At 69.9% G+C, this 19993-nt stretch carries 15 protein-coding genes; 11 read left to right on the top strand and 4 right to left on the bottom strand.

Translation table 11 applies throughout. From position 1 onward, the window contains the following. The first annotated feature begins 74 nt into the window (after positions 1-74). Complete coding sequence (locus STRTUCAR8_RS01075) at positions 75-1493, top strand: glycoside hydrolase family 16 protein (protein WP_044471424.1); 1419 nt, start codon at positions 75-77, stop codon at positions 1491-1493. Between the two features lie 125 nt (positions 1494-1618). Here the strand turns inward: STRTUCAR8_RS01075 and STRTUCAR8_RS01070 are convergent, their stop codons facing one another. Continuing rightward, positions 1619-2530, bottom strand: a complete 912-nt coding sequence (locus tag STRTUCAR8_RS01070) for a helix-turn-helix domain-containing protein (protein WP_044471423.1) — start codon at positions 2528-2530, stop codon at positions 1619-1621. Positions 2531-2676: 146 nt separating this feature from the next. On the opposite strand from STRTUCAR8_RS01070, the gene tkt reads away from it, so the two are divergent. The 8 genes from tkt (at position 2677) to STRTUCAR8_RS01030 (ending at position 13155) form a co-directional block, all read left to right on the top strand. Further along, entirely contained in the window at positions 2677-4752 is a 2076-nt protein-coding gene (tkt, locus tag STRTUCAR8_RS01065; protein ID WP_006373496.1) for a transketolase, read from the top strand. Between the two features lie 19 nt (positions 4753-4771). Beyond that, entirely contained in the window at positions 4772-5920 is a 1149-nt protein-coding gene (gene tal, locus STRTUCAR8_RS01060) for a transaldolase (protein WP_044471422.1), read from the top strand. 131 nt (positions 5921-6051) lie between these two features. Next, positions 6052-7527: a glucose-6-phosphate dehydrogenase gene (gene zwf, locus STRTUCAR8_RS01055; protein ID WP_044471433.1), complete on the top strand. Its 1476-nt coding sequence runs from the start codon at positions 6052-6054 to the stop codon at positions 7525-7527. Beyond that, positions 7524-8456 carry a glucose-6-phosphate dehydrogenase assembly protein OpcA gene (gene opcA, locus STRTUCAR8_RS01050; protein ID WP_006373482.1) on the top strand — a complete coding sequence of 311 codons (933 nt, stop codon included), beginning with the start codon at positions 7524-7526 and terminating at the stop codon, positions 8454-8456. The genes zwf and opcA overlap by 4 nt, the downstream gene beginning before the upstream one ends. Further along, positions 8449-10110 carry a glucose-6-phosphate isomerase gene (pgi, locus tag STRTUCAR8_RS01045; RefSeq protein WP_006373518.1) on the top strand — a complete coding sequence of 554 codons (1662 nt, stop codon included), beginning with the start codon at positions 8449-8451 and terminating at the stop codon, positions 10108-10110. The genes opcA and pgi overlap by 8 nt, the downstream gene beginning before the upstream one ends. Before the next feature lies 1 nt (position 10111). Next, positions 10112-10990 (top strand): phosphogluconate dehydrogenase (NAD(+)-dependent, decarboxylating), encoded by an 879-nt coding sequence (gene gnd, locus STRTUCAR8_RS01040; protein ID WP_006373479.1) that lies wholly within the window; start codon positions 10112-10114, stop codon positions 10988-10990. Positions 10991-10996: 6 nt separating this feature from the next. Further along, on the top strand, positions 10997-11596 hold the full coding sequence (locus STRTUCAR8_RS01035; protein WP_006373489.1) for a histidine phosphatase family protein: 600 nt from the start codon (positions 10997-10999) through the stop codon (positions 11594-11596). Between the two features lie 101 nt (positions 11597-11697). Continuing rightward, a complete protein-coding gene (locus tag STRTUCAR8_RS01030; protein WP_006373530.1) occupies positions 11698-13155 on the top strand; it encodes a hypothetical protein in 1458 nt (485 codons plus the stop codon). Between the two features lie 41 nt (positions 13156-13196). Here STRTUCAR8_RS01030 and STRTUCAR8_RS01025 read toward each other — a convergent pair whose 3' ends face one another. Both STRTUCAR8_RS01025 and STRTUCAR8_RS01020 read right to left on the bottom strand, forming a co-directional pair. Further along, the gene (locus STRTUCAR8_RS01025; protein ID WP_044471421.1) at positions 13197-14996 is read right to left on the bottom strand and encodes a bifunctional sugar phosphate isomerase/epimerase/4-hydroxyphenylpyruvate dioxygenase family protein; all 1800 of its coding nucleotides are present in this window, start codon (positions 14994-14996) and stop codon (positions 13197-13199) included. Positions 14997-15086: 90 nt separating this feature from the next. Next, positions 15087-15989: a shikimate dehydrogenase gene (locus STRTUCAR8_RS01020; RefSeq protein WP_006373490.1), complete on the bottom strand. Its 903-nt coding sequence runs from the start codon at positions 15987-15989 to the stop codon at positions 15087-15089. A gap of 150 nt (positions 15990-16139) precedes the next feature. On the opposite strand from STRTUCAR8_RS01020, the gene STRTUCAR8_RS01015 reads away from it, so the two are divergent. Together STRTUCAR8_RS01015 and STRTUCAR8_RS01010 are read left to right on the top strand one after the other, a co-directional pair. After that, entirely contained in the window at positions 16140-16802 is a 663-nt protein-coding gene (locus STRTUCAR8_RS01015) for a TetR/AcrR family transcriptional regulator (protein WP_006373511.1), read from the top strand. A gap of 292 nt (positions 16803-17094) precedes the next feature. Further along, on the top strand, positions 17095-18468 hold the full coding sequence (locus STRTUCAR8_RS01010) for an MFS transporter (RefSeq protein ID WP_006373507.1): 1374 nt from the start codon (positions 17095-17097) through the stop codon (positions 18466-18468). A 145-nt stretch (positions 18469-18613) separates the two neighbouring features. On the opposite strand, the gene STRTUCAR8_RS01005 is transcribed toward STRTUCAR8_RS01010, so the two are convergent. After that, positions 18614-19765 carry an outer membrane protein assembly factor BamB family protein gene (locus STRTUCAR8_RS01005; protein ID WP_234372759.1) on the bottom strand — a complete coding sequence of 384 codons (1152 nt, stop codon included), beginning with the start codon at positions 19763-19765 and terminating at the stop codon, positions 18614-18616. Positions 19766-19993: the final 228 nt, after the last annotated feature.

Below are 19993 nucleotides of genomic sequence, written 5' to 3'. Positions count from 1 at the left end.
GCCCACTTTGAGAGCGCTCTCACACTCTCTCGAAGGCACCCCCGCATCCCCACCCCGTACCCGAAGAGGCACCCATGAGGGACACTTCAGGCACTTCGCCCACTCCGCTCACTTCAGGCCCACCCGCCACACGCGGCCCGCTCCGGCGCGTGCTCGTCGCCGTCGGCGCCGTCCTCAGCCTCGCGGCAGCCGCCGTGTCGGTGGCACAGGCGGACGCGCCGACACCGCCGACCGGCTGGACACAGGTCTTCCTCGACGACTTCAACGGCACCGCCGGGACCGGCGTCAACACCGCCAACTGGCAGTACGCGACCGGAACCTCGTATCCCGGCGGCCCCGCCAACTGGGGAACCGGCGAGATCGAGACGATGACGAACAGCACGAACAACGTCTCGCTCGACGGCAGCGGCAACCTCCGGATCACCCCGCTGCGCAACTCCGCCGGCGCGTGGACCTCGGGCCGCGTCGAGACCAACCGCACCGACTTCCAGCCCCCGGCGGGCGGAAAACTGCGCGTCGAGGCCCGCCTCCAGGTACCGAACGTCACCGGCGCCGGCGCCCTCGGCTACTGGCCCGCGTTCTGGATGCTCGGGGCGCCCTACCGGGGCAACTACCAGAACTGGCCGAGCGTCGGCGAGCTGGACATCATGGAGAACACCCAGGGTCTCAACACCATCTGGGGCACCATGCACTGCGGCACCAGCCCGGGCGGCGCCTGCAACGAGACGACCGGCATAGGCGGCACCACCAGCTGCGCCGGCACCACCTGCCAGGCCGGCTTCCACACGTACCGCATGGAGTGGGACCGCTCGGTGAGCCCGGAGGCGATCCGCTTCTACGTCGACGGCACCAACTACCACACGGTGACCGCGAACCAGGTCGACGCGACGACCTGGGCCAACGCCACCAACCACGGCTTCTTCATCATCCTGAACGTGGCGATGGGCGGCGCCTTCCCGGCCGCGTTCGGCGGCGGCCCGGACGCGAACACGGTCTCCGGACGCCCGATGGTCGTCGACTACGTGCAGGTACTCCAGTCGACCACCGGCGGCGGCACGACCACACCGCCGCCGACCGGGACCCGGGACGCGTACAGCGCCGTCCAGGCCGAGTCCTACAACAGCCAGTCGGGCACCAGCACGGAGACCACCACCGACACCGGCGGCGGACAGAACATCGGCTCGCTCGCCAACGGCGACTGGGCGCTCTACCAGAACGTCAACTTCGGCTCCACGGCCGCCACCCAGTTCGTCGGCAGGGTCGCGAGCGGGGCCGGCTTGGGGGTGAGCGGGCTGGTCGAGGTGCGCCTCGACAGCCGTACGAGCACACCGGTCGGCAGTTTCTCGATCGGCAACACGGGCGGCTGGCAGAGCTGGCGCACGGTTCCGGCGAACATCAGTTCCGTCACCGGCACCCATGACGTCTATCTGACCTTCACCAGCGGCCAGGCGCAGGACTTCGTGAACGTGAACTGGTTCAACTTCGGTCACTGACACCGGCGTTGCCGATGCCCCGCGAGACCTCCGGGCCTCGCGGGGCGTCGGCGCGCGCGGGCACCGGCCGCTCGGCACCGTTCCGGTCGTCTCGGAGTTCCTCCGCAGGTCCGCCCCGAGTGACCTCAGCTCAGTTCCGCCCGGAACGCCACCGGTGTCGCGCCCGTGTGCAGGTGGAAGAACTTGGAGAAGTTCGCCGCGTCGGGGAAGCCGACGGCCGCGCCGACGCGGCCGATCGGCAGGGTGGTGTGGGCCAGCAGCCGCTTGGCCTCCAGGATCACCCGCTTGTCGATGAAACCCTTGGGCGTCTCACCGGTCGCCGCGCGCACCGCGCGGACGAGGGTGCGGCGGGAGTAACCGAGGGCGTCGGCGTAGGCGCTGACGCTGTGATTGGTGGCGAAGCCCTTCTCCACCGCGTCCCTGAAGAGGGTGAACGTGGTGTCGGCCTGCCCGCGCGCCGCCTCCGCCGAACTCGTGGCGAGGTGGGACAGCCGCAGCAGGAACGCCGTGAGCGAGTGGCGCAGTACGGAGGTGTGCAGGCCGATCGGGAGGGTGGCCGTGTCCTCGTACTCGCGGCCCAGCTGGGCCAGGGCCGCCCGCAGGCCCGCGAGTTGGGGCCCGTCCGGGCGCAGCAGCGGGGGCAGGCCGTAGTGGTAGAGGCCGGTCGCCTCGACCGTGGGCCGGGGCAGGAAACCGGGTTGCATGGTGAGGACGGTGCCGCGGTACTCGCTGGTGCGTGAGAAACGGTGAACCTGACCCGGGCGGATCCACAGCAGGTCGCCCGCTGCCGCCTCGTACTCGGCAAAGTCGATCATGTGGGTGACGGGGCCGTCGTCGAACAGCAGCACGACGTGGAAGTCGATGCGGTGGACGCGCTCCAGGGGTGCTTCGTCGTGCCAGGTGCGGTCGGGTGACATCGGCCCGACCTGCATACCGACGCCCAGGACGCTCAGATCGACCGGGAAGGGAAACGTCCTGATGGCGTCTCCGCTTTGGACGGCACCCTGGATGCCGTCTTGGATGGTTCTGTCCGTCATGTCCTTCTCTTGCCGTCCGGGCCCCGCCGTCCGTGTCCCACTTTCACCAAAGGGTGACACACAGGCACCTGGCCCCGTAAAAGTCAGACTTTTAAGTTTGAACACGTCAGAGCAGTTCCTCCACCTCTACCGAGGACTTCTTGAAGATGAGTACGCAGACATCCGACAGCCTCCAGTGGACCGATCTCGACCAGCGTGCCGTCGACACGGCGCGGATACTCGCGGCCGATGCCGTGCAGAAGGTCGGCAACGGGCACCCCGGCACCGCGATGAGCCTGGCGCCCGCCGCGTACACGATCTTTCAGAAGGTGATGAGGCACGACCCCGCGGACCCCGAGTGGACGGGCCGTGACCGCTTCGTCCTCTCCCCCGGCCACACCTCGCTGACCCTCTACACCCAGCTGTTCCTCTCCGGGTACGAACTGGATCTGGACGACCTCAAGGCGTTCCGCACGCACGGCTCGAAGACTCCGGGGCACCCCGAGTACGGTCACACGGCCGGCGTCGAGACCACCACCGGCCCGCTCGGCCAGGGTGTCGCCAACGCGGTCGGCATGGCGATGGCCGCCCGTTACGAGCGCGGCCTCTTCGACCCCGAGGCGCCCGAGGGCGAGTCGCCCTTCGACCACACCGTCTGGGCGATCGTCTCCGACGGCGACCTGGAGGAGGGCATCTCCGCCGAGGCCTCCTCACTGGCCGGTCACCAGAAGCTCGGCAACCTCGTCTTCGTCTACGACGACAACCACATCTCCATCGAGGGCGACACGGCGACGGCGTTCTCCGAGGACGTGCTGAAGCGGTACGAGGCGTACGGCTGGCACGTGCGGCGCATCGAGCCCGAACTCGGCGGAGACATCGACGTCCGCGCGCTGTACACGGCGCTCAGGGAGGCGCAGGCCGAGACCGCGCGCCCCTCCATCATCGCCATGCGCACGATCATCGCCTGGCTCGCCCCGAACGCCCAGAACACCGAGGCGGCCCACGGCTCGGCGCTCGGCGCCGACGAGATCGCGGCCACCAAGCGCGTCCTCGGCTTCGACCCGGAGCAGACCTTCGAGGTCGCCGACGAGGTTCTCGCGCACGCCCGCCAGGCCCTCGACCGGGGTGCGGAGGCGCACGCCGCCTGGGACAAGCGGCTCACCGAGTGGCGTACCGCGCAGCCCGAGCGGGCGAAGCTGTTCGACCGGGTCGTGGCAGGTCAGCTGCCCGAGGGCTGGGAGGACGCGCTGCCGGTGTTCGAGGAGGGCGCCTCCGTCGCCACCCGCGCGGCCTCCGGCAAGGTGCTCCAGGCCCTGGGCCCGGTCCTGCCCGAGCTGTGGGGCGGTTCCGCCGACCTGGCCGGCTCGAACAACACGACCATCGACAAGACGTCCTCCTTCCTCCCGAAGGGCAACCCGCTCCCCGAGGCGAACCCGTACGGCCGTACCGTCCACTTCGGCATCCGTGAACACTCGATGGCCGCCGAGATGAACGGCATCGCGCTGCACGGCAACACCCGTATCTACGGGGGCACCTTCCTCGTCTTCTCCGACTACATGCGTAACGCCGTACGGCTGGCGGCGCTGATGCAGCTGCCGGTGACGTACGTCTGGACGCACGACTCCATCGGCCTCGGCGAGGACGGCCCCACCCACCAGCCCGTCGAACACCTGGCCTCCCTGCGCGCCATCCCGGGTCTGAACGTCGTCCGCCCGGCCGACGCCAACGAGACGGCCGTCGCCTGGGCCGAGATCCTCAAGCGGCACGCCACGAACCCGGCCCCGCACGGACTGGCGCTCACCCGGCAGGGTGTACCGGCGTACGCCCGCGACGAGAACGCCGCGAAGGGCGGGTACGTGCTGCGGGAGTCCTCCACGGGCACCCCGGACGTCGTCCTGATCGCCACCGGCTCCGAGGTCCAGCTCGCCGTCGCCGCGCGCGAGGCGCTGGAGTCGGAGGGTGTGGGTACGCGAGTGGTGTCGATGCCGTCCGTGGAGTGGTTCGAGGAGCAGACGGCCGAGTACCGCGCGAGTGTCCTTCCGCCGACGGTGAAGGCGCGCGTGGCGGTCGAGGCGGGCATCGGTCTGACCTGGTACCGCTACGTCGGTGACGCAGGACGCATCGTCTCCCTCGAACACTTCGGCGCCTCCGCCGATGCCGACACCCTGTTCGCCGAGTACGGCTTCACCGCCGAGAACGTCGCCCGGGCCGCGCGGGAATCTCTCGCAGCCTCCCGCGGTTGATCCGCCCGCCAGAAGGAAGATGATCACAGTGAGCACCGAAACAGCCCGCACCGCGGGAACACTCAAGCGCCTCTCCGACGAGGGCGTCTCGATCTGGCTGGACGACCTGTCGCGGGGGCGGATCACCTCCGGCAACCTCGCCGGACTCATCGACACCCATCATGTGGTCGGCGTGACCACCAACCCGTCGATCTTCCAGGCCGCCATCGGCTCCGGCGAGGGGTACGAGGAGCAGCTCGCCGATTTGGCCGTGCGCGGCGTCACGGTCGAAGAGGCCGTACGGATGATGACCACCGCCGACGTACGCGCCGCCGCCGACATCCTGCGCCCGGTGTACGACGCGACGGCCGGCCGGGACGGTCGCGTCTCGATCGAGGTCGACCCGCGACTCGCCCACGAGACGGCGGCGACGATCGCCGAGGCCAAGCAGCTGGCCTGGCTGGTCGACCGGCCCAACGTGATGATCAAAATCCCGGCGACGAAGGCGGGCCTGCCGGCGATCACCGAGGTCATCGGCCTCGGGATCAGCGTCAACGTCACGCTGATCTTCTCCCTGGAGCGCTACCGCGAGGTCATGGCCGCCTATCTGGCCGGCCTGGAGAAGGCGCAGGCCGCGGGCATCGACCTGGCGACCATCCACTCCGTCGCCTCCTTCTTCGTCTCCCGCGTCGACTCCGAGATCGACAAGCGGCTGACGCTGCTGGGCACGGACGCGGCCCTCGCCCTCAAGGGCCGGGCGGCGCTGGCCAACGCACGGCTCGCGTACGAGGCGTACGAGCAGGTCTTCGAGAGTGCGCGCTGGACCGCCCTGGGCGGCGCCCGCGCCAACCGGCAGCGCCCGCTGTGGGCGTCCACCGGCGTCAAGGACCCCGCGTACAAGGACACCCTGTACGTCGACGAGTTGGTCGCGCCCGGCACCGTCAACACGATGCCGGAGGCCACCCTCGACGCCACCGCCGACCACGGCGACATCCACGGCGACTCGGTGACCGGCGGCTACGCCCAGGCCCGCGCCGATCTCGCGGCCGTCGAGGGGCTCGGGATCTCGTACGACGAGGTCGTGAAGCTTCTGGAGGACGAGGGCGTCGCGAAGTTCGCGACCGCCTGGAACGACCTGTTGGACGCCGTCACCAAGTCGCTGAACAGCAAGGGAGTTGACGGGGAATGACTGACGAATCGACTCTGCCCGAACCCGAAGTCGCGACCGCAGCTGTCACCGCGTCCGAACCGGACCTCGGCGGCGACTCCGCGACGGAGTGGGAGAACCCGCTGCGTGACGCCGGCGACCGCCGGCTGCCGATGGTCGCGGGCCCGTCCGGGCTGGTCATCTTCGGGGTGACCGGTGACCTGTCCCGCAAGAAGCTGATGCCGGCCGTCTACGACCTCGCCAACCGCGGTCTGCTCCCGCCGGGCTTCTCGCTCGTCGGTTTCGCCCGCCGGGACTGGGAGGACGAGGACTTCGCCCAGATCGTCCACGACTCGGTGCGCGACCACGCCCGTACGGAGTTCCGCGAGGAGGTCTGGCAGCAGCTCGCCGAGGGCATGCGGTTCATCCCGGGCGACTTCGACGACGACGAGGCGTTCAAGCAGCTGCGCGCGGCCGTCGACGAGCTGGACGCGTCCCGGGGGACGAGCGGCAACTACGCCTTCTACCTCTCCGTACCGCCGAAGTTCTTCCCGAAGGTCGTCCAGCAGCTGAAGAAGCACGGGCTGGCGAACGCGCCGGAAGGTTCCTGGCGGCGCGGGGTGATCGAGAAGCCGTTCGGACACAACCTGAAGAGCGCCCGTGAGCTGAACCGGGTCCTGCACGACGTGTTCGACCCGGAGCAGGTCTTCCGGATCGACCACTACCTCGGCAAGGAGACCGTCCAGAACATTCTGGCGCTCCGCTTCGCCAACCAGATGTACGAGCCCATCTGGAACCGGTCGTACGTCGACCACGTCCAGATCACGATGGCCGAGGACATCGGCATCGGTGGCCGGGCCGGTTACTACGACGGCATCGGCTCGGCGCGTGACGTGATCCAGAACCACCTGCTCCAGCTGATGGCCCTGACGGCCATGGAGGAGCCCATCGCCTTCGACGCCGAGTCGCTGCTGACCGAGAAGCTCAAGGTCCTCAAGTCCGTGAAGCTGCCCGAACACCTGGGCGAGCACACTGTGCGCGGGCAGTACGCGGCGGGCTGGCAGGGCGGCGAGCAGGTCAGCGGCTACCTCGAAGAGGACGGCATCGACCCGCAGTCCAGCACCGACACCTACGCGGCCGTCAAGCTGGAGATCGACAACCGCCGCTGGGCGGGCGTCCCCTTCTATCTGCGCACCGGCAAGCGGCTCGGGCGGCGCGTCACGGAGATCGCGGTCGTCTTCCAGCGTGCCCCGCACTCCCCGTTCGACTCGACGGCCACCGAGGAACTCGGCGCGAACGCGATCGTCATCCGCGTCCAGCCCGACGAGGGCATGACCGTGCGCTTCGGTTCCAAGGTCCCGGGTACCTCGATGGAGATCAGGGACGTCACGATGGACTTCGCCTACGGCGAGTCCTTCACGGAGTCCAGCCCGGAGGCGTACGAACGGCTCATCCTGGACGTCCTGCTCGGCGACGCCAATTTGTTCCCCCGTCACCAGGAAGTGGAAGAGTCCTGGAAGATCCTCGACCCGATCGAGGAGTACTGGGGCACGCACGGCAGGCCCGCGCAGTACTCCTCGGGCAGTTGGGGCCCGGAAGAAGCCGACGAGATGCTCGCACGAGACGGACGGAGCTGGCGCAGGCCATGAAAATCGACCTCACCGACACCACGGCAAGCAAGATCAACAAAGCACTGGTGAAGGGGCGGCGCGCCATCGGCACCCCTGCCGTGGGCATGGTCCTGACGATGGTGATCGTCACGGACGAGGAGAACGCCTACGACTCGATCAAGGCGGCCGAGGACGCCTCGCACGAGCACCCCGCCCGCACCCTGGTCGTCATCAAGCGGCACGCCCGCAGCCCGCGCGACCGCACCAAGTCCCACCTCGACGCCGAGGTACGGGTGGGCGCGGACGCCGGTACCGGCGAGACGGTCATCCTGCGGACGTACGGCGAGGTGTCCGACCACGCCGACTCCGTCGTCCTGCCGCTGCTGCTGCCGGACGCCCCGGTCGTCGTCTGGTGGCCGGTCAACGCCCCCGAGGTGCCCGCCAAGGACCCGCTGGGCGCGCTGGCCCAGCGCAGGATCACCGACATGTACGCGGTCGAGCAGCCGCTGACCGCCCTGGAGGCGCGGGTGCGTTCGTACGCGCCCGGCGACACCGACCTGGCGTGGACGCGGCTCACCCCGTGGCGCTCGATGCTGGCGGCGGCCCTCGACCAGGCCCGTACGAAGATCATCTCGGCGGCCGTCGAGAGCGAGGCCGAGAACCCGAGCGCCGAACTGCTGGCCCGCTGGCTGGGCGCCCGCCTGGACGTGCAGGTCGACCGCGTCGTCACTGCGGGCCCGGTCGTCACGGCCGTCCGCCTCGGCACCGACAAGGGCGAGATCGTCATCGACCGCCCCGAGGGCCCGCTCGCCACGCTCACCCTGCCCGGCCAGCCCTCCCGCACCCTCGCGCTGAAGGTGCGCCCCACCTCCGAACTCATCGCCGAGGAACTGCGGCGCCTCGACGCCGACGAGATGTACGCGATCGCCCTGCGGGGCGACGGCACCAAGGAGACCCCCCGTGTCTGACTCCCCCAGGCTCAACCGGCGCCCCGAGTGGACGGCGCTGGAGGACCACCGCGCCGGTGCGCTCGCCGCACCGCGACTGCGTGAGCTGTTCGCCGCCGATCCCGGCCGCGCGGAGCGGTACGTCGTACAGGTCGGCGACCTGCACATCGACTACTCCAAGCACCTCGTCACCGACGAGACCCTCGCCCTTCTCCAGGAACTGGCCGCGGCGACGGGTGTGTTCGGGCTGCGGGATGCCATGTTCCGGGGCGAGAAGATCAACATCACCGAGGACCGGGCGGTGCTGCACACGGCGCTGCGGGCGCCGCGTGGCGCGGTGGTCGAGGTCGACAGTGAGAACGTGGTGCCGGCGGTGCACACGGTGCTGGACCGGATGGCCGCTTTCGCGGAGCGGGTGCGGTCGGGTGAGTGGACCGGTCACACGGGCCGCCGTATCCGGAATGTCGTCAACATCGGTATCGGTGGCTCGGATCTGGGTCCGGCGATGGCGTACGACGCGTTGCGGGCGTTCACCGCACGGGAGTTGACGTTCCGGTTCGTGTCGAACGTGGACGGCGCGGACCTGCACGAGGCGGTGCGGGACCTGGATCCGGCGGAGACGCTGTTCATCGTGGCGTCGAAGACGTTCACGACGATCGAGACGATCACGAATGCGACGTCGGCGCGGTCGTGGCTGCTGGCGGGGCTCGGTGGTGACGAGAAGGCGGTCGCCCGGCATTTCGTGGCGTTGTCGACGAACTCGGGGAAGGTCGCCGACTTCGGGATCGACACGGCGAACATGTTCGAGTTCTGGGACTGGGTCGGCGGCCGGTACTCGTACGACTCGGCGATCGGGCTGTCGCTGATGATCGCGATCGGGCCGGAGCGGTTCCGGGAGATGCTGGACGGGTTCGCGCTGGTCGACGAGCACTTCCGGACGGCTCCGGCGGAAAGCAACGCACCTTTGCTGCTGGGGTTGTTGGGTGTCTGGTACGGCAACTTCTTCGGGGCGCAGTCGCATGCGGTGCTGCCGTACTCGCACTATCTGTCCAAGTTCACGGCGTACCTGCAGCAGCTGGACATGGAGTCCAACGGCAAGTCGGTCGACCGTGACGGGCTGCCGGTGGAGTGGGAGACCGGACCGGTGGTGTGGGGGACGCCCGGTACCAACGGGCAGCACGCCTACTACCAGTTGATCCATCAGGGGACGAAGGTCATCCCGGCGGACTTCATCGGCTTCGCCGAGCCGGTGGCGGAGCTGAGCGACGAACTCAAGGGCCAGCACGACCTGTTGATGGCCAACTTCTTCGCACAGACCCAGGCGCTGGCCTTCGGGAAGACCCCGGACGAGGTGCGGGCGGAGGGGGTGCCGGAGGAACTCGTCGCCCACAAGACGTTCCAGGGCAACCACCCGACGACCACTGTCCTCGCGCGCGAACTCACCCCCTCCGTCCTCGGCCAGCTGATCGCGCTCTACGAGCACAAGGTGTTCGTCCAGGGCGCGATCTGGAACATCGACTCCTTCGACCAGTGGGGAGTCGAGCTGGGCAAGGTCCTCGCCAAGCGCATCGAGCCCGCGCTCACCACGGGGGCCGACGTCCCCGGCCTCGACTCCTCCACCGCCGCCCTCGTGGCCACGTACCGCACCCTTCGTGACGCTCAGGAAGTGAACTGACATGCAGATTGGTCTGATCGGTCTCGGCAAGATGGGCGGCAACATGCGCGAGCGCATCCGCCGCGCCGGCCACACCGTCATCGGCTACGACCGCAACCCCGAGGTCTCCGACGTGAGCAGCCTCGCCGAACTGGTCGAGAAGCTCGAAGCGCCGCGTGTGGTCTGGTCGATGGTCCCGGCCGGTGCCATCACCCAGTCCGTCGTCGACGAACTCGGCGGCCTGCTGTCCGCCGGTGACACGGTCGTCGACGGCGGCAACTCCCGCTGGACGGACGACGAGAAGCACGCCGAGGAACTGGGCGCCAAGGGCATCGGTTTCGTCGACGCCGGTGTCTCCGGCGGTGTGTGGGGCCTGCAGAACGGCTACGCCCTGATGGTCGGCGGCGACAAGGAGCACGTCGAGCGGCTCCAGCCGATCTTCGAGGCACTGAAGCCGGAGGGCCCGTACGGCTACGTCCACGCGGGCAAGGTGGGCGCCGGGCACTTCTCGAAGATGGTCCACAACGGCATCGAGTACGCCATGATGCAGGCCTACGCCGAGGGCTGGGAGCTGCTGGAGAAGGTCGACTCCGTCACGGACGTGCGCGAGGTCTACCGGTCCTGGCAGGACGGCACCGTCATCCGCTCCTGGCTCCTCGACCTGGCGGTCAACGCCCTCGACGAGGACGAACACCTGGAGCGGCTGCGCGGGTTCGCGCAGGACTCCGGCGAGGGCCGGTGGACGGTCGAGGCGGCCGTCGACAACTCCGTGCCGCTGCCCGCGATCACGGCCTCCCTCTTCGCCCGGTTCGCGTCCCGGCAGGACGACTCCCCGCAGATGAAGATGATCGCTGCGCTGCGCAACCAGTTCGGCGGCCACGCCGTCGAGTCCAAGGAGTAGAAAACCGTGGGTGACCTTCTGCTGGTCCGCCACGGCGAGACGGAGTGGAGCGCGTCGGGACAGCACACCAGCTGGACCGACCTGCCCCTCACCGCGCACGGCGAGGAACAGGCCAAGTCCCTCGTTCCGCTCCTCGCCGGACGGACCTTCGCCCGAGTACTGACCAGCCCTCTCACCCGCGCGGTCCGCACCGCCGAACTCGCGGGCCTGTCCCGGGCGTTGACCGACCCGGACCTGCACGAGTGGGACTACGGCGGCTACGAGGGCGTGACGACCCCCGAGATCCAGCGCACCCGGCCCGACTGGTTCCTGTTCACGGACGGGGTGGTGCCCGGCCCGGACGGGCACCCGGGCGAGTCGCCGGACGAGGTGGGCCGGCGTGCGGACCGCGTGCTGGCCCGCATCGAGGACGCCCTCGGGGAGGGCGACGTGATCCTGGTGGCGCACGGGCACTTCCTGCGTGTGCTGACGGCCCGTTACCTCGGGCTGCCGGCCACCGACGGACGGCTGTTCCAGCTCGCGACGGGCACGGTCAGCAGGCTCTCCACGGAGCACGACCGCCCCGTGATCACGGAGTGGAACTCCCGCTGGCAGACAGTGAGTTGAGCCGCCTGCTGCAACAGGGAGACTGAAATGCCGATCGGGTCCGGGGCTTTGTCCCCGGACCCGATTGACATGTGTGCCGACGGCGCGTCAGAGTCGCCCCGGTGGAGATCAACGAACTGACGCCGGCCGAAGCACGGGTGTGGCGGGCCTTCCCCAAGGGCGAACCCGTGGACTTCCGCGAGGAAGACGACGAGGACGCGGCCGACGGCTACGACTGGGGGCCGGAGAGGACCGTCCGCGCCTCAGTGCTGCGGGCCCTGCTGCTCAGTCCCCCGCAGGACGCCGAGATCCCCAGACTCAGACTCTCGGGCGCCCGTGTCACCGGGCATCTGAACCTGATGTACGCGATCGTGGACCACCCGCTCCATCTGCGGTACTGCCACTTCGACGAGTCGCCCGACCTCTACGGCACCCGGCTGCGCCAGCTGAACCTGCGCGGCTCGGCGCTGCCCGCCATCAACCTCGCGAGTGCGCGGATCGACGGGCCCCTGCGCATGACCGACTGCCGGGTGTGGGGGCCGGTGCGGCTGGCCGGTGCGGAGATAGCCGGCGCCCTCTTCATGGACGGCGCCGAAGTCACCACGTCAGACCCGTCCGTGCCCGTGCTCCAGCTCCATCAGTGCGTGTTCGGCGACGGCTTCGCGGCCCCCGGACTGCGGGTACGGGGCGAGACGCTCCTCGACGGCGCCACGGTGGGCGGGTCGGTCAATCTGGAGGGCGCCGAGCTGAGCAATCCCGGCGGCCACGCCCTGCGCGCGCAGTCACTCGAAGTACGGGCCGACGTCCGGGCGCGGAGGCTGCGCACCGAGGGTGGGTTCGATCTGCGCGGCGCCCGGATCCCGGGGCGGCTCGACCTCATTCGGTCGCGCCTGTCGAACCCGGGCGGTATGGCGCTGCGGGCCAGCAGCTGTGTCATCGGCGAGCTGTGGCTGTTCCTCAGCGAGCCCCTCGACGGCACGCTCCACCTGCGCCGCTCCAGGATCGACGTCCTGGGCTTCGAGCCGGAGGTCGCACCGGGCGAGGTGCTCTTCAACAACCTCGCCTACACGACACTCACCCCGTACGAGCCCGCCGAGCGCCGGCTCCCCCTACTGGAACACGACGGCGACGGCTATGTCTCCCACTCCTACGAACAGTTGGCCGCCGCCTACCGGTATGTCGGCGACGAGTCGGCGGCCCGCAAGGTCCAACTCGCCAAGCTGCGCCGCCACCGGAGGACCCTGCCGTGGCTCGGCCGGGTGTGGGGCCACCTCCAGGACCTCGGCGTCGGCTACGGTTTCCGTCCGCTGCGCGCCGCCGTCTGGCTGCTGTCGCTGCTGGCGGCCGGTTCGACCGTGTACGCCCTGCACCACCCGCACCCGCTCAAGGCCGACGAGACCCCGGAGTTCAACCCGGTCTTCTACACCCTCGACCTGCTCCTCCCGGTGATCTCCTTCGGCCAGGAGGGGGCGTTCGCACCGACGGGCGGGTACCAGTACCTCTCTTACGTCCTCATCCTGACCGGCTGGATACTGGCGACGACCGTCATCGCCGGTGTGAGCAGGAGCGTGACCCGGTGAGCGAATCCGGCTCGCAGTAGATCCTCCGCAGTAACTCCCTTTCAGTGAAGGGGTTGTTGCGCGTGCTGGGCAGCGAGCCGTACCGGCGCGTTCTGGGCGCCGTAACCCCGGTAGCCACCGTCGCGCTGGACCAGTTCGAAGAAGACGCGGCCCACGGTCCGTGTGTAGCAGTGCCTGAACCCGCCCTGTGCGTCACGGTCGTAGAGGATGCCGAGTTCGCGGTACGTCGCCAACTCGCCCTCGCCGAACTCGTAGCGGGCGGCGAGGTCGTCGTAGTAGTTCGCGGGCATGGGGAGCAGGCTGCCGCCGGCCGCCCGGAAGGGCCGGGCGGCGGCGATCACGTCGTCGGTGGCCAGCGCGATGTGCTGGGCGCGGGGCTCGTCCTCGGTGGGCGCGGGACCGACGGCGAGCGCGATACGTACACTGCCACCGGGGTTGGTGACGGCGCGGCTGCGGAAGAGCCCGTACGGGTCGGCGACGTCGACGCTCTCCCGCCCCTGCAGCCCGAGGACGCTGCGATGGAAGAGGGCGGCCTCGTCGAAGTGGTGCCAGGGCTGGGTGAGAGCCAGATGGTCGATGCGCTTCACACCCTCCGTGGCAATCGGTGGCTCAGCGGCCTCGGCGGGCTCGAAGTCGGCGCGCCAGTCGGGGAGTTCGGGGCGGTCCGTGCCGCAGAAGAAGAGTTCCGTGCCGTCGGGGGCTGCCACCGCGTCGAGCGGGGTGTCCTCAAGGGCGCGGCGGCGGGGCAGGACCGGGGCCAGGAGTGCCTCGGCCCGGCGGGCGGCGCCCGCCGGGTCCGGGGACTCCAGGCCGACGGCGGCGAGTCCGGTGCCCTCACGGCGGGCGGCCGGTCCGGTGTTGACGAGGATGCGGGCCTCACCGCACTCCCAGAGGTCCACGGGCTTGCTGCGGTGGCGTGCGGTGCGGGCGAGGCCGAGCGCCCCGAGGATCGCCGCGACGGGTTCGGCGTCGGGGGTGACGAGTTCGGCGAAGGCGATACCGGTGGGGACCACGGGCTCGGGCAGCGCGGCGAGGCCGATGCCCTCCTGGAGGACGAGGAGTGAGCGCCGGGCGTCGACGGCTGTGGGACCGGCCTCGGCCTGCCGGAACACGTCGTTGAAGACCTCCAGGGACAGTGGACCGTCGTATCCGGCCCGGACGACGTGCCGCAGAAGGCCCGCGATGTCGAAGCCGCCCTGTCCCGGGAAGCAGCGGTAGTGACGGCTCCACTGCAGCACGTCCATGGCGAGCAGCGGGGCGTCTGCCAGCTGGAGGAAGAAGATCTTCTCGCCGGGGATGTCCTCGATGCCCTTGGGGTCCGAACCCCGGGACAGGATGTGGAAGCTGTCGAGGCAGGTGCCGAGCGCGGGGTGGTCGGCCGCCTCGACGATGCTCCAGGCGTGGTCGTACGTACTGACGTGCCGTCCCCACGCGAGCGCCTCGTAGGCGACGCGGACACCGAAGTCCTGTGCCAGGTCGGCCAGTTCCCTCAATTGGGCGGCGGCGAGGGCATCGTCGTCGAGGGCGAGCGGGGAGACGCTGGAGCAGACGAGGACGGTGTCGGTGCCGAGGCGGCGCATCAGCTCGAACTTGTGCCGGGCGCGGCGCAGGTTGCGGGCGAACTCGTCGTCGGGCACGGCCTCGATGTCACGCATCGGCTGGTAGAGGTCGATGGTGAGGCCGAGGTCGGCGCAGCGGGCGCGGATCTCCTCGGGGGTGAGGGGGCTGGCGAGCAGGTCGTTCTCGAAGATCTCGACCCCGTCGAAACCGGCCCGGGAGGCGGCCGTGAGTCTCTCGGTCAGGGTGCCGCTGAGCGACACGGTGGCGATGGACGTACGCACGTCGGTACCTCTGCCTTCTCTCTGCTTCTGCTTCTGCTTCCGCTGTCGCTGTCGGCTTCTACCGCTTCCGGCATCCATCGCCTCCGGCTGCTACTTGGGGGCCGGTAGCGCGCCCGCCAGTTCCGCGATGTCGGCCAGCATGCGTGCGGTGTCGGGTTCGCGGCCGGTGACGAGACGGAACGCGTCCGCGGCCTGGAAGGCGGCCATGCCACCACCGTCGAGCGTGGCGCAGCCCACCGCGCGGGCCGTGCGCAGCAGCTCGGTCTCCAGCGGGCGATAGACGACCTCGGCGACCCAGAGACCGGGGTGCAGCAGTTCGGCGGGGAAGGGCAGACCGGGGTGGGCGGCCATACCGGTGGGTGTCGCGTGCACCAGGCCATCGACACCAACGCCAGCATCGCCCCCGCCGGACCGGCCGATCAGCGCCGCCAGCCGGTCGGGGGTCGTGGCGGTCGCCCGGCCCTCGCCGAAGTGCCGGTTGAGGGAGGCGGCGAGGTCGGCGGCCCGGTCGGGCAGCGCGTCGACGACGGTGACCTGACCGGCGCCGAGGGTGAGGATGGCGTGTGCGACCGCGGCCCCGGCGCCACCGGCCCCGAGCTGCACGACCCGGTCCAGCGGGGCGTCGGGCAGGCCGCGTGCGAAGGACGCGGCGAAACCGGTCACGTCCGTGTTGTGGCCGACGGCTCGGCCGTCCTCGAAAACCACGGTGTTGACGGCGCCGAGCGCCTCGGCCTGCGGATCGAGGCCGTCGAGGTGTTCGATGACGAGCTGCTTGCACGGATGCGTGATGTTCAGCCCGTCGAACCCGAGGTCGCGGGCGGCTCGTACGAGATCTCCCACCGCGTGTGCCTCGACGCCCAGCGTGTCGATGTCGATCAGCCGGTACAGATACCGCAGCCCCTGGCGGTCGGCCTCCCGCTCGTGCAGCGCGGGGCTCAGCGACGGCCCGATGCCGGAGCCGACGAGCCCGACGAGAAACGAGTCCTTGGCCACGACGGGACCTCCTGTGCGACTGCGGCTCACCATTAATGTACGAACTAGTACGTTAGCTATATCAGCATGGCCGGCCACAGGGAAGCCCCCGGTGACGCTTCGGCGGAGCTTCTAGAATCACGGGACTGGCCCCTCGCCCGAAGGAACCCGATGACCAGCGTCGAAGAACCGGTACACACAGGCGGGCGCATCCGCGACGCCGCCCGGACCAGGGCCGAGATTCTCGACGTGGCCACCAAGGAGTTCGCCCGGGCCGGTCTGGCGGGGGCCCGCGTGGACGAGATCGCCGCGCTCACCCGTACCACCAAGCGGATGATCTACTACTACTTCGGCGGCAAGGAACAGCTGTTCACAGCCGTCCTGGAGCACGCGTACTCGGTGATCCGGCAGGCCGAACAGGACCTCGACGTCGAGCATCTGGACCCGGTCGCGGCGATCCGGCGGCTGGCGGAGCTCACCTTCGACCACCACGAGGCGCACCCCGACTTCATCCGCCTGGTGAGCATCGAGAACATCCACGAGGCCGAGCACATCGCCGCCTCCGAGCAGCTGGGGAAGATCGGTTCGCCCGCGCTGGAGGTGATCCGCCGGATCCTGGCGTCGGGCCGCGCGTCGGGCCTGTTCACCGCCGAGGTGGACGCCGTGGACCTGCACGCGATGATCAGCTCCTTCTGCTTCTTCCGAGTGGCCAACCGGCACACCTTCGGCGCCCTGTTCGGCCGCGACCTGACGGCTCCGGACCAGCGGGAGCACTACCGGGCGATGCTCGGCGACATGGTCATCGCCTATCTGACGGCGGACCGTACGGCCTGACGAGGAGGCCGCGCGCGGGCCGGCGCGGGGGCCGCAGTGCCCGCGCGGGGCCGCACCGGGACCGCGCGCGCACCGCTCGGACACCGCGCCGGACAAGATCCTTCACCGCGACCTCTTGACACCCGGGAAACGTCGGCGCAACATCCGTAGCCACCACTACTAACTATCCAGTGGGTTAATTAGCCGGGTCGCTCCCGGCGCGGCCGTCCCGTCACCCCAGGGGTCCGGCGCCTCCCCCTCCCTCCCCTCCGCTCACTCCACCTAGGGTGGAGTTCCCCCGAAGGAGCATGCCGTGGCGGATTCCGTCGCACCCCGCGACCCCGCAGCACCCCTGGACGCCCCAGCGGGCGGCCAGCCGAAGAAGGCCGCCACGGCCGCCTGGATCGGCAGCGCCCTGGAGTACTACGACTTCTTCATCTACGGCAGCGCCGCCGCCCTGATCTTCCCCAAGGTCTTCTTCGACGAGTCCGACCCGGCCACCGCGACCCTGCTGTCGCTGGCCACCTTCGGTGTCGCGTACGCCGCCCGCCCGGTCGGCGCGCTCTTCCTCGGCCACTTCGGCGACCGGGTCGGCCGCAAGAAGATCATGGTCTTCACGCTGATCCTGATGGGCGTGCCGACGTTCCTCATCGGCTGTCTGCCCACCCGGGACCAGGTCGGCACCCTCGCCCCGGTCCTGCTCGTGCTCTGCCGGGTCCTCCAGGGCATCTCGGCGGCCGGTGAGCAGGCGAGCGCCAACTCCATGACGCTCGAACACGCCCCGCCGGGCAGGCGCGGCTTCTTCACCAGTTTCACGCTGAGCGGCACCCAGGGCGGCCAGCTCCTCGCCACGCTGGTCTTCATCCCGATCGCCGCGATGCCCGAGGACCAGTTGCTGTCCTGGGGCTGGCGGGTGCCGTTCTGGCTGAGCATCGCGGTCGCCGTGGTCGGCTACGTCATCCGCCGCAAGCTGGAGGAGACTCCGGCCTTCGCCCAGCAGACCGCTACCGAGGGCGTCGTCAAGATGCCGTTGCTGATCCTGCTGCGCGAGCACTGGGCGGACGTCCTGCGGGTCGTCGCGGGCGCGCTGGTCGCCTCGGTCTCCACGATCTTCACGGTGTGGGCGCTGGCGTACGCGACCAGCGACGCGGTCGGCATGGACCGCACGTCCATGCTGTGGGTGGCCGCGCTCGCCAACGTGGTCGCGCTGGCGGCGATCCCGCTCTGGGCCACGCTGTCCGACCGCATCGGCCGCCGCCCGGTGTTCCTGGTGGGCGCCGCCGGCAGCGCGGTCATGATGTTCCTCTACCTGTGGGCGATCTCCACGGGCTCGTACCCGCTGATCATGGGCCTCGGCATCGTCACCTTCGGCGTGGTCTACAGCGCCGCGAACGGCACGTGGCCCTCCTTCTACGGTGAGATGTTCTCGACCCGGGTGCGGCTGTCGGGCATGGCGATCGGTACGCAGATCGGCTTCGCTGTCGCCGGTTTCGCGGTCACCTTCGCCGCGCAGATCGCCGGTCCCGACGGGGACGACTGGTCCTCCGTCGCCCTGTTCACGGCCGCTCTGTGCATCCCGCCGGTGCTGGCCGCGATCACGGCGCGCGAGACACACCGGGTGCCCACCGAGCGACTCGGCGAGCGCGACGCCGAGAACACGGCGAAGCGCGAGACCGTTTCGGCCTGAGCGTCGCGCCCGCGCTTTCCACGCCCAAGTCCCCGACAGCGATGGGCTGTTCGGGGACCTGGGCTTTCACGGCCGGGTCGGCGGGGAATCCTCGGCCCCGTGGATCAGGGGGTGGCCCGCCGGGACCGGCCGCCACCCCCGCCGCTCACTGCCCGTACGCGACCAGCAGGCTGGTGGCCGGAACCACCACGAGTCCGCCGCCCGCACCGAGGCCGGTCAGCGGCTGGGACACGTTGTGCTCGTCGGGCTCCTCGATCGGGGCGCCGACGTCGGTGGACCAGACGGACTGACCGGTGGCGCCGTTGAGCGCCCACAGCTGACCGCTTCGCGAGCCGACGTAGACGTATCCGTTGACGACGATCGGCGCTGTGCTGATCTGTCCGTCGCCCTCGAACGTCCAGCGACTGGCCAGCGTGCGGCTGTGCCGCTCCCGAAGGACACCGTTGTCGACGAAGTAGCCCTGGCGGCCGTCGAAGGCCGGTGCCGGTGACCAGCCCGGGGCCTCGTACGTGCCGCGGACCTTCCCGTCGGCGGCGTTCAGGACCGTGGGGGTCATCCCGGCGTCGTCGCGGACCCAGACACCGCCGTCGGCGACAACGGGGGTGCGGCCCCCGCCGCCGGAGCACTCGGTGTCGTGGTGCCACAACGGGTCGCCCGACTTGGGGGCGAAGGCGTACGTCTGCTCGCACGCGTACGAGACGTAGACCCCGTTGGCCGTGACGGCGGGCGAGCTGTTGTCGCCGTTCGCGACCGGCTGGGTCCAGAGCACCGCGCCGCTGGCCGCGTTCACCGCGTACAAGGTGCCGCCGGAACCGGCGCCGCCCGTGTACACCACGCCGCCGGCGAAAGTGGGCGGAGAGGTGAACGAGTACTGCCCGGGCAGCGCGACGCTCCAGAGCTTCTTCCCGTTGGCCGGGTTGAACGCCGTCAGTTCGCCGTCGTAGTTCTGGGCGTAGAGTCGACCGCCCCCGTAGGCGAGCGCGGACCACCAGTAGGTCCCGCCGAGATCGACGGGCACCCAGGCGTCCTTGCCCGTCGCCGCGTCGACGGCGTAGAGGACGGTGCCGTACCCGTTGGGCGAGGAAGCGGTGGCGAAGACGCGCCCGCCGGCCACAACGGGATAGGAGACGTCCCCACCCAGGTCGCGGGACCACTTCTGACTGAGCGGTGGTGCGCCCACAGCGGTGTCGACGAGACTGCCGTCGTGCCGTGCGTTGATCTGGTAGGTGGTCGTGGCGCCGGTCGTGATCGATTGGGCGCCGGCCGGTGTCACGAACCCGAGAACCGACAGCGCCACACCTAACAGGACAGCGATAGTTCTTCGCAGATTCAACTCAGACATCCCTCATCCTCCGGCATCGCCGCAGCGATGCGCGCGGGTGGACCAACTTCGGGTGCGGTTGCCCGCTTCCGGGTCTCATAGTCCTGCAAGGACATCCCAACCGCTTTCTATTTTCGTGCAGTTGGAGAGCGTCGCGGATTCGCGAGACGATCGGAGCCTTACCAGTAGACACTGTCTACGAGG

The organism is Streptomyces turgidiscabies Car8, assembly GCF_000331005.1.
GTDB classification, from domain to species: domain Bacteria; phylum Actinomycetota; class Actinomycetes; order Streptomycetales; family Streptomycetaceae; genus Streptomyces; species Streptomyces turgidiscabies.
This window is presented reverse-complemented; position numbering and strand designations above follow the sequence as displayed.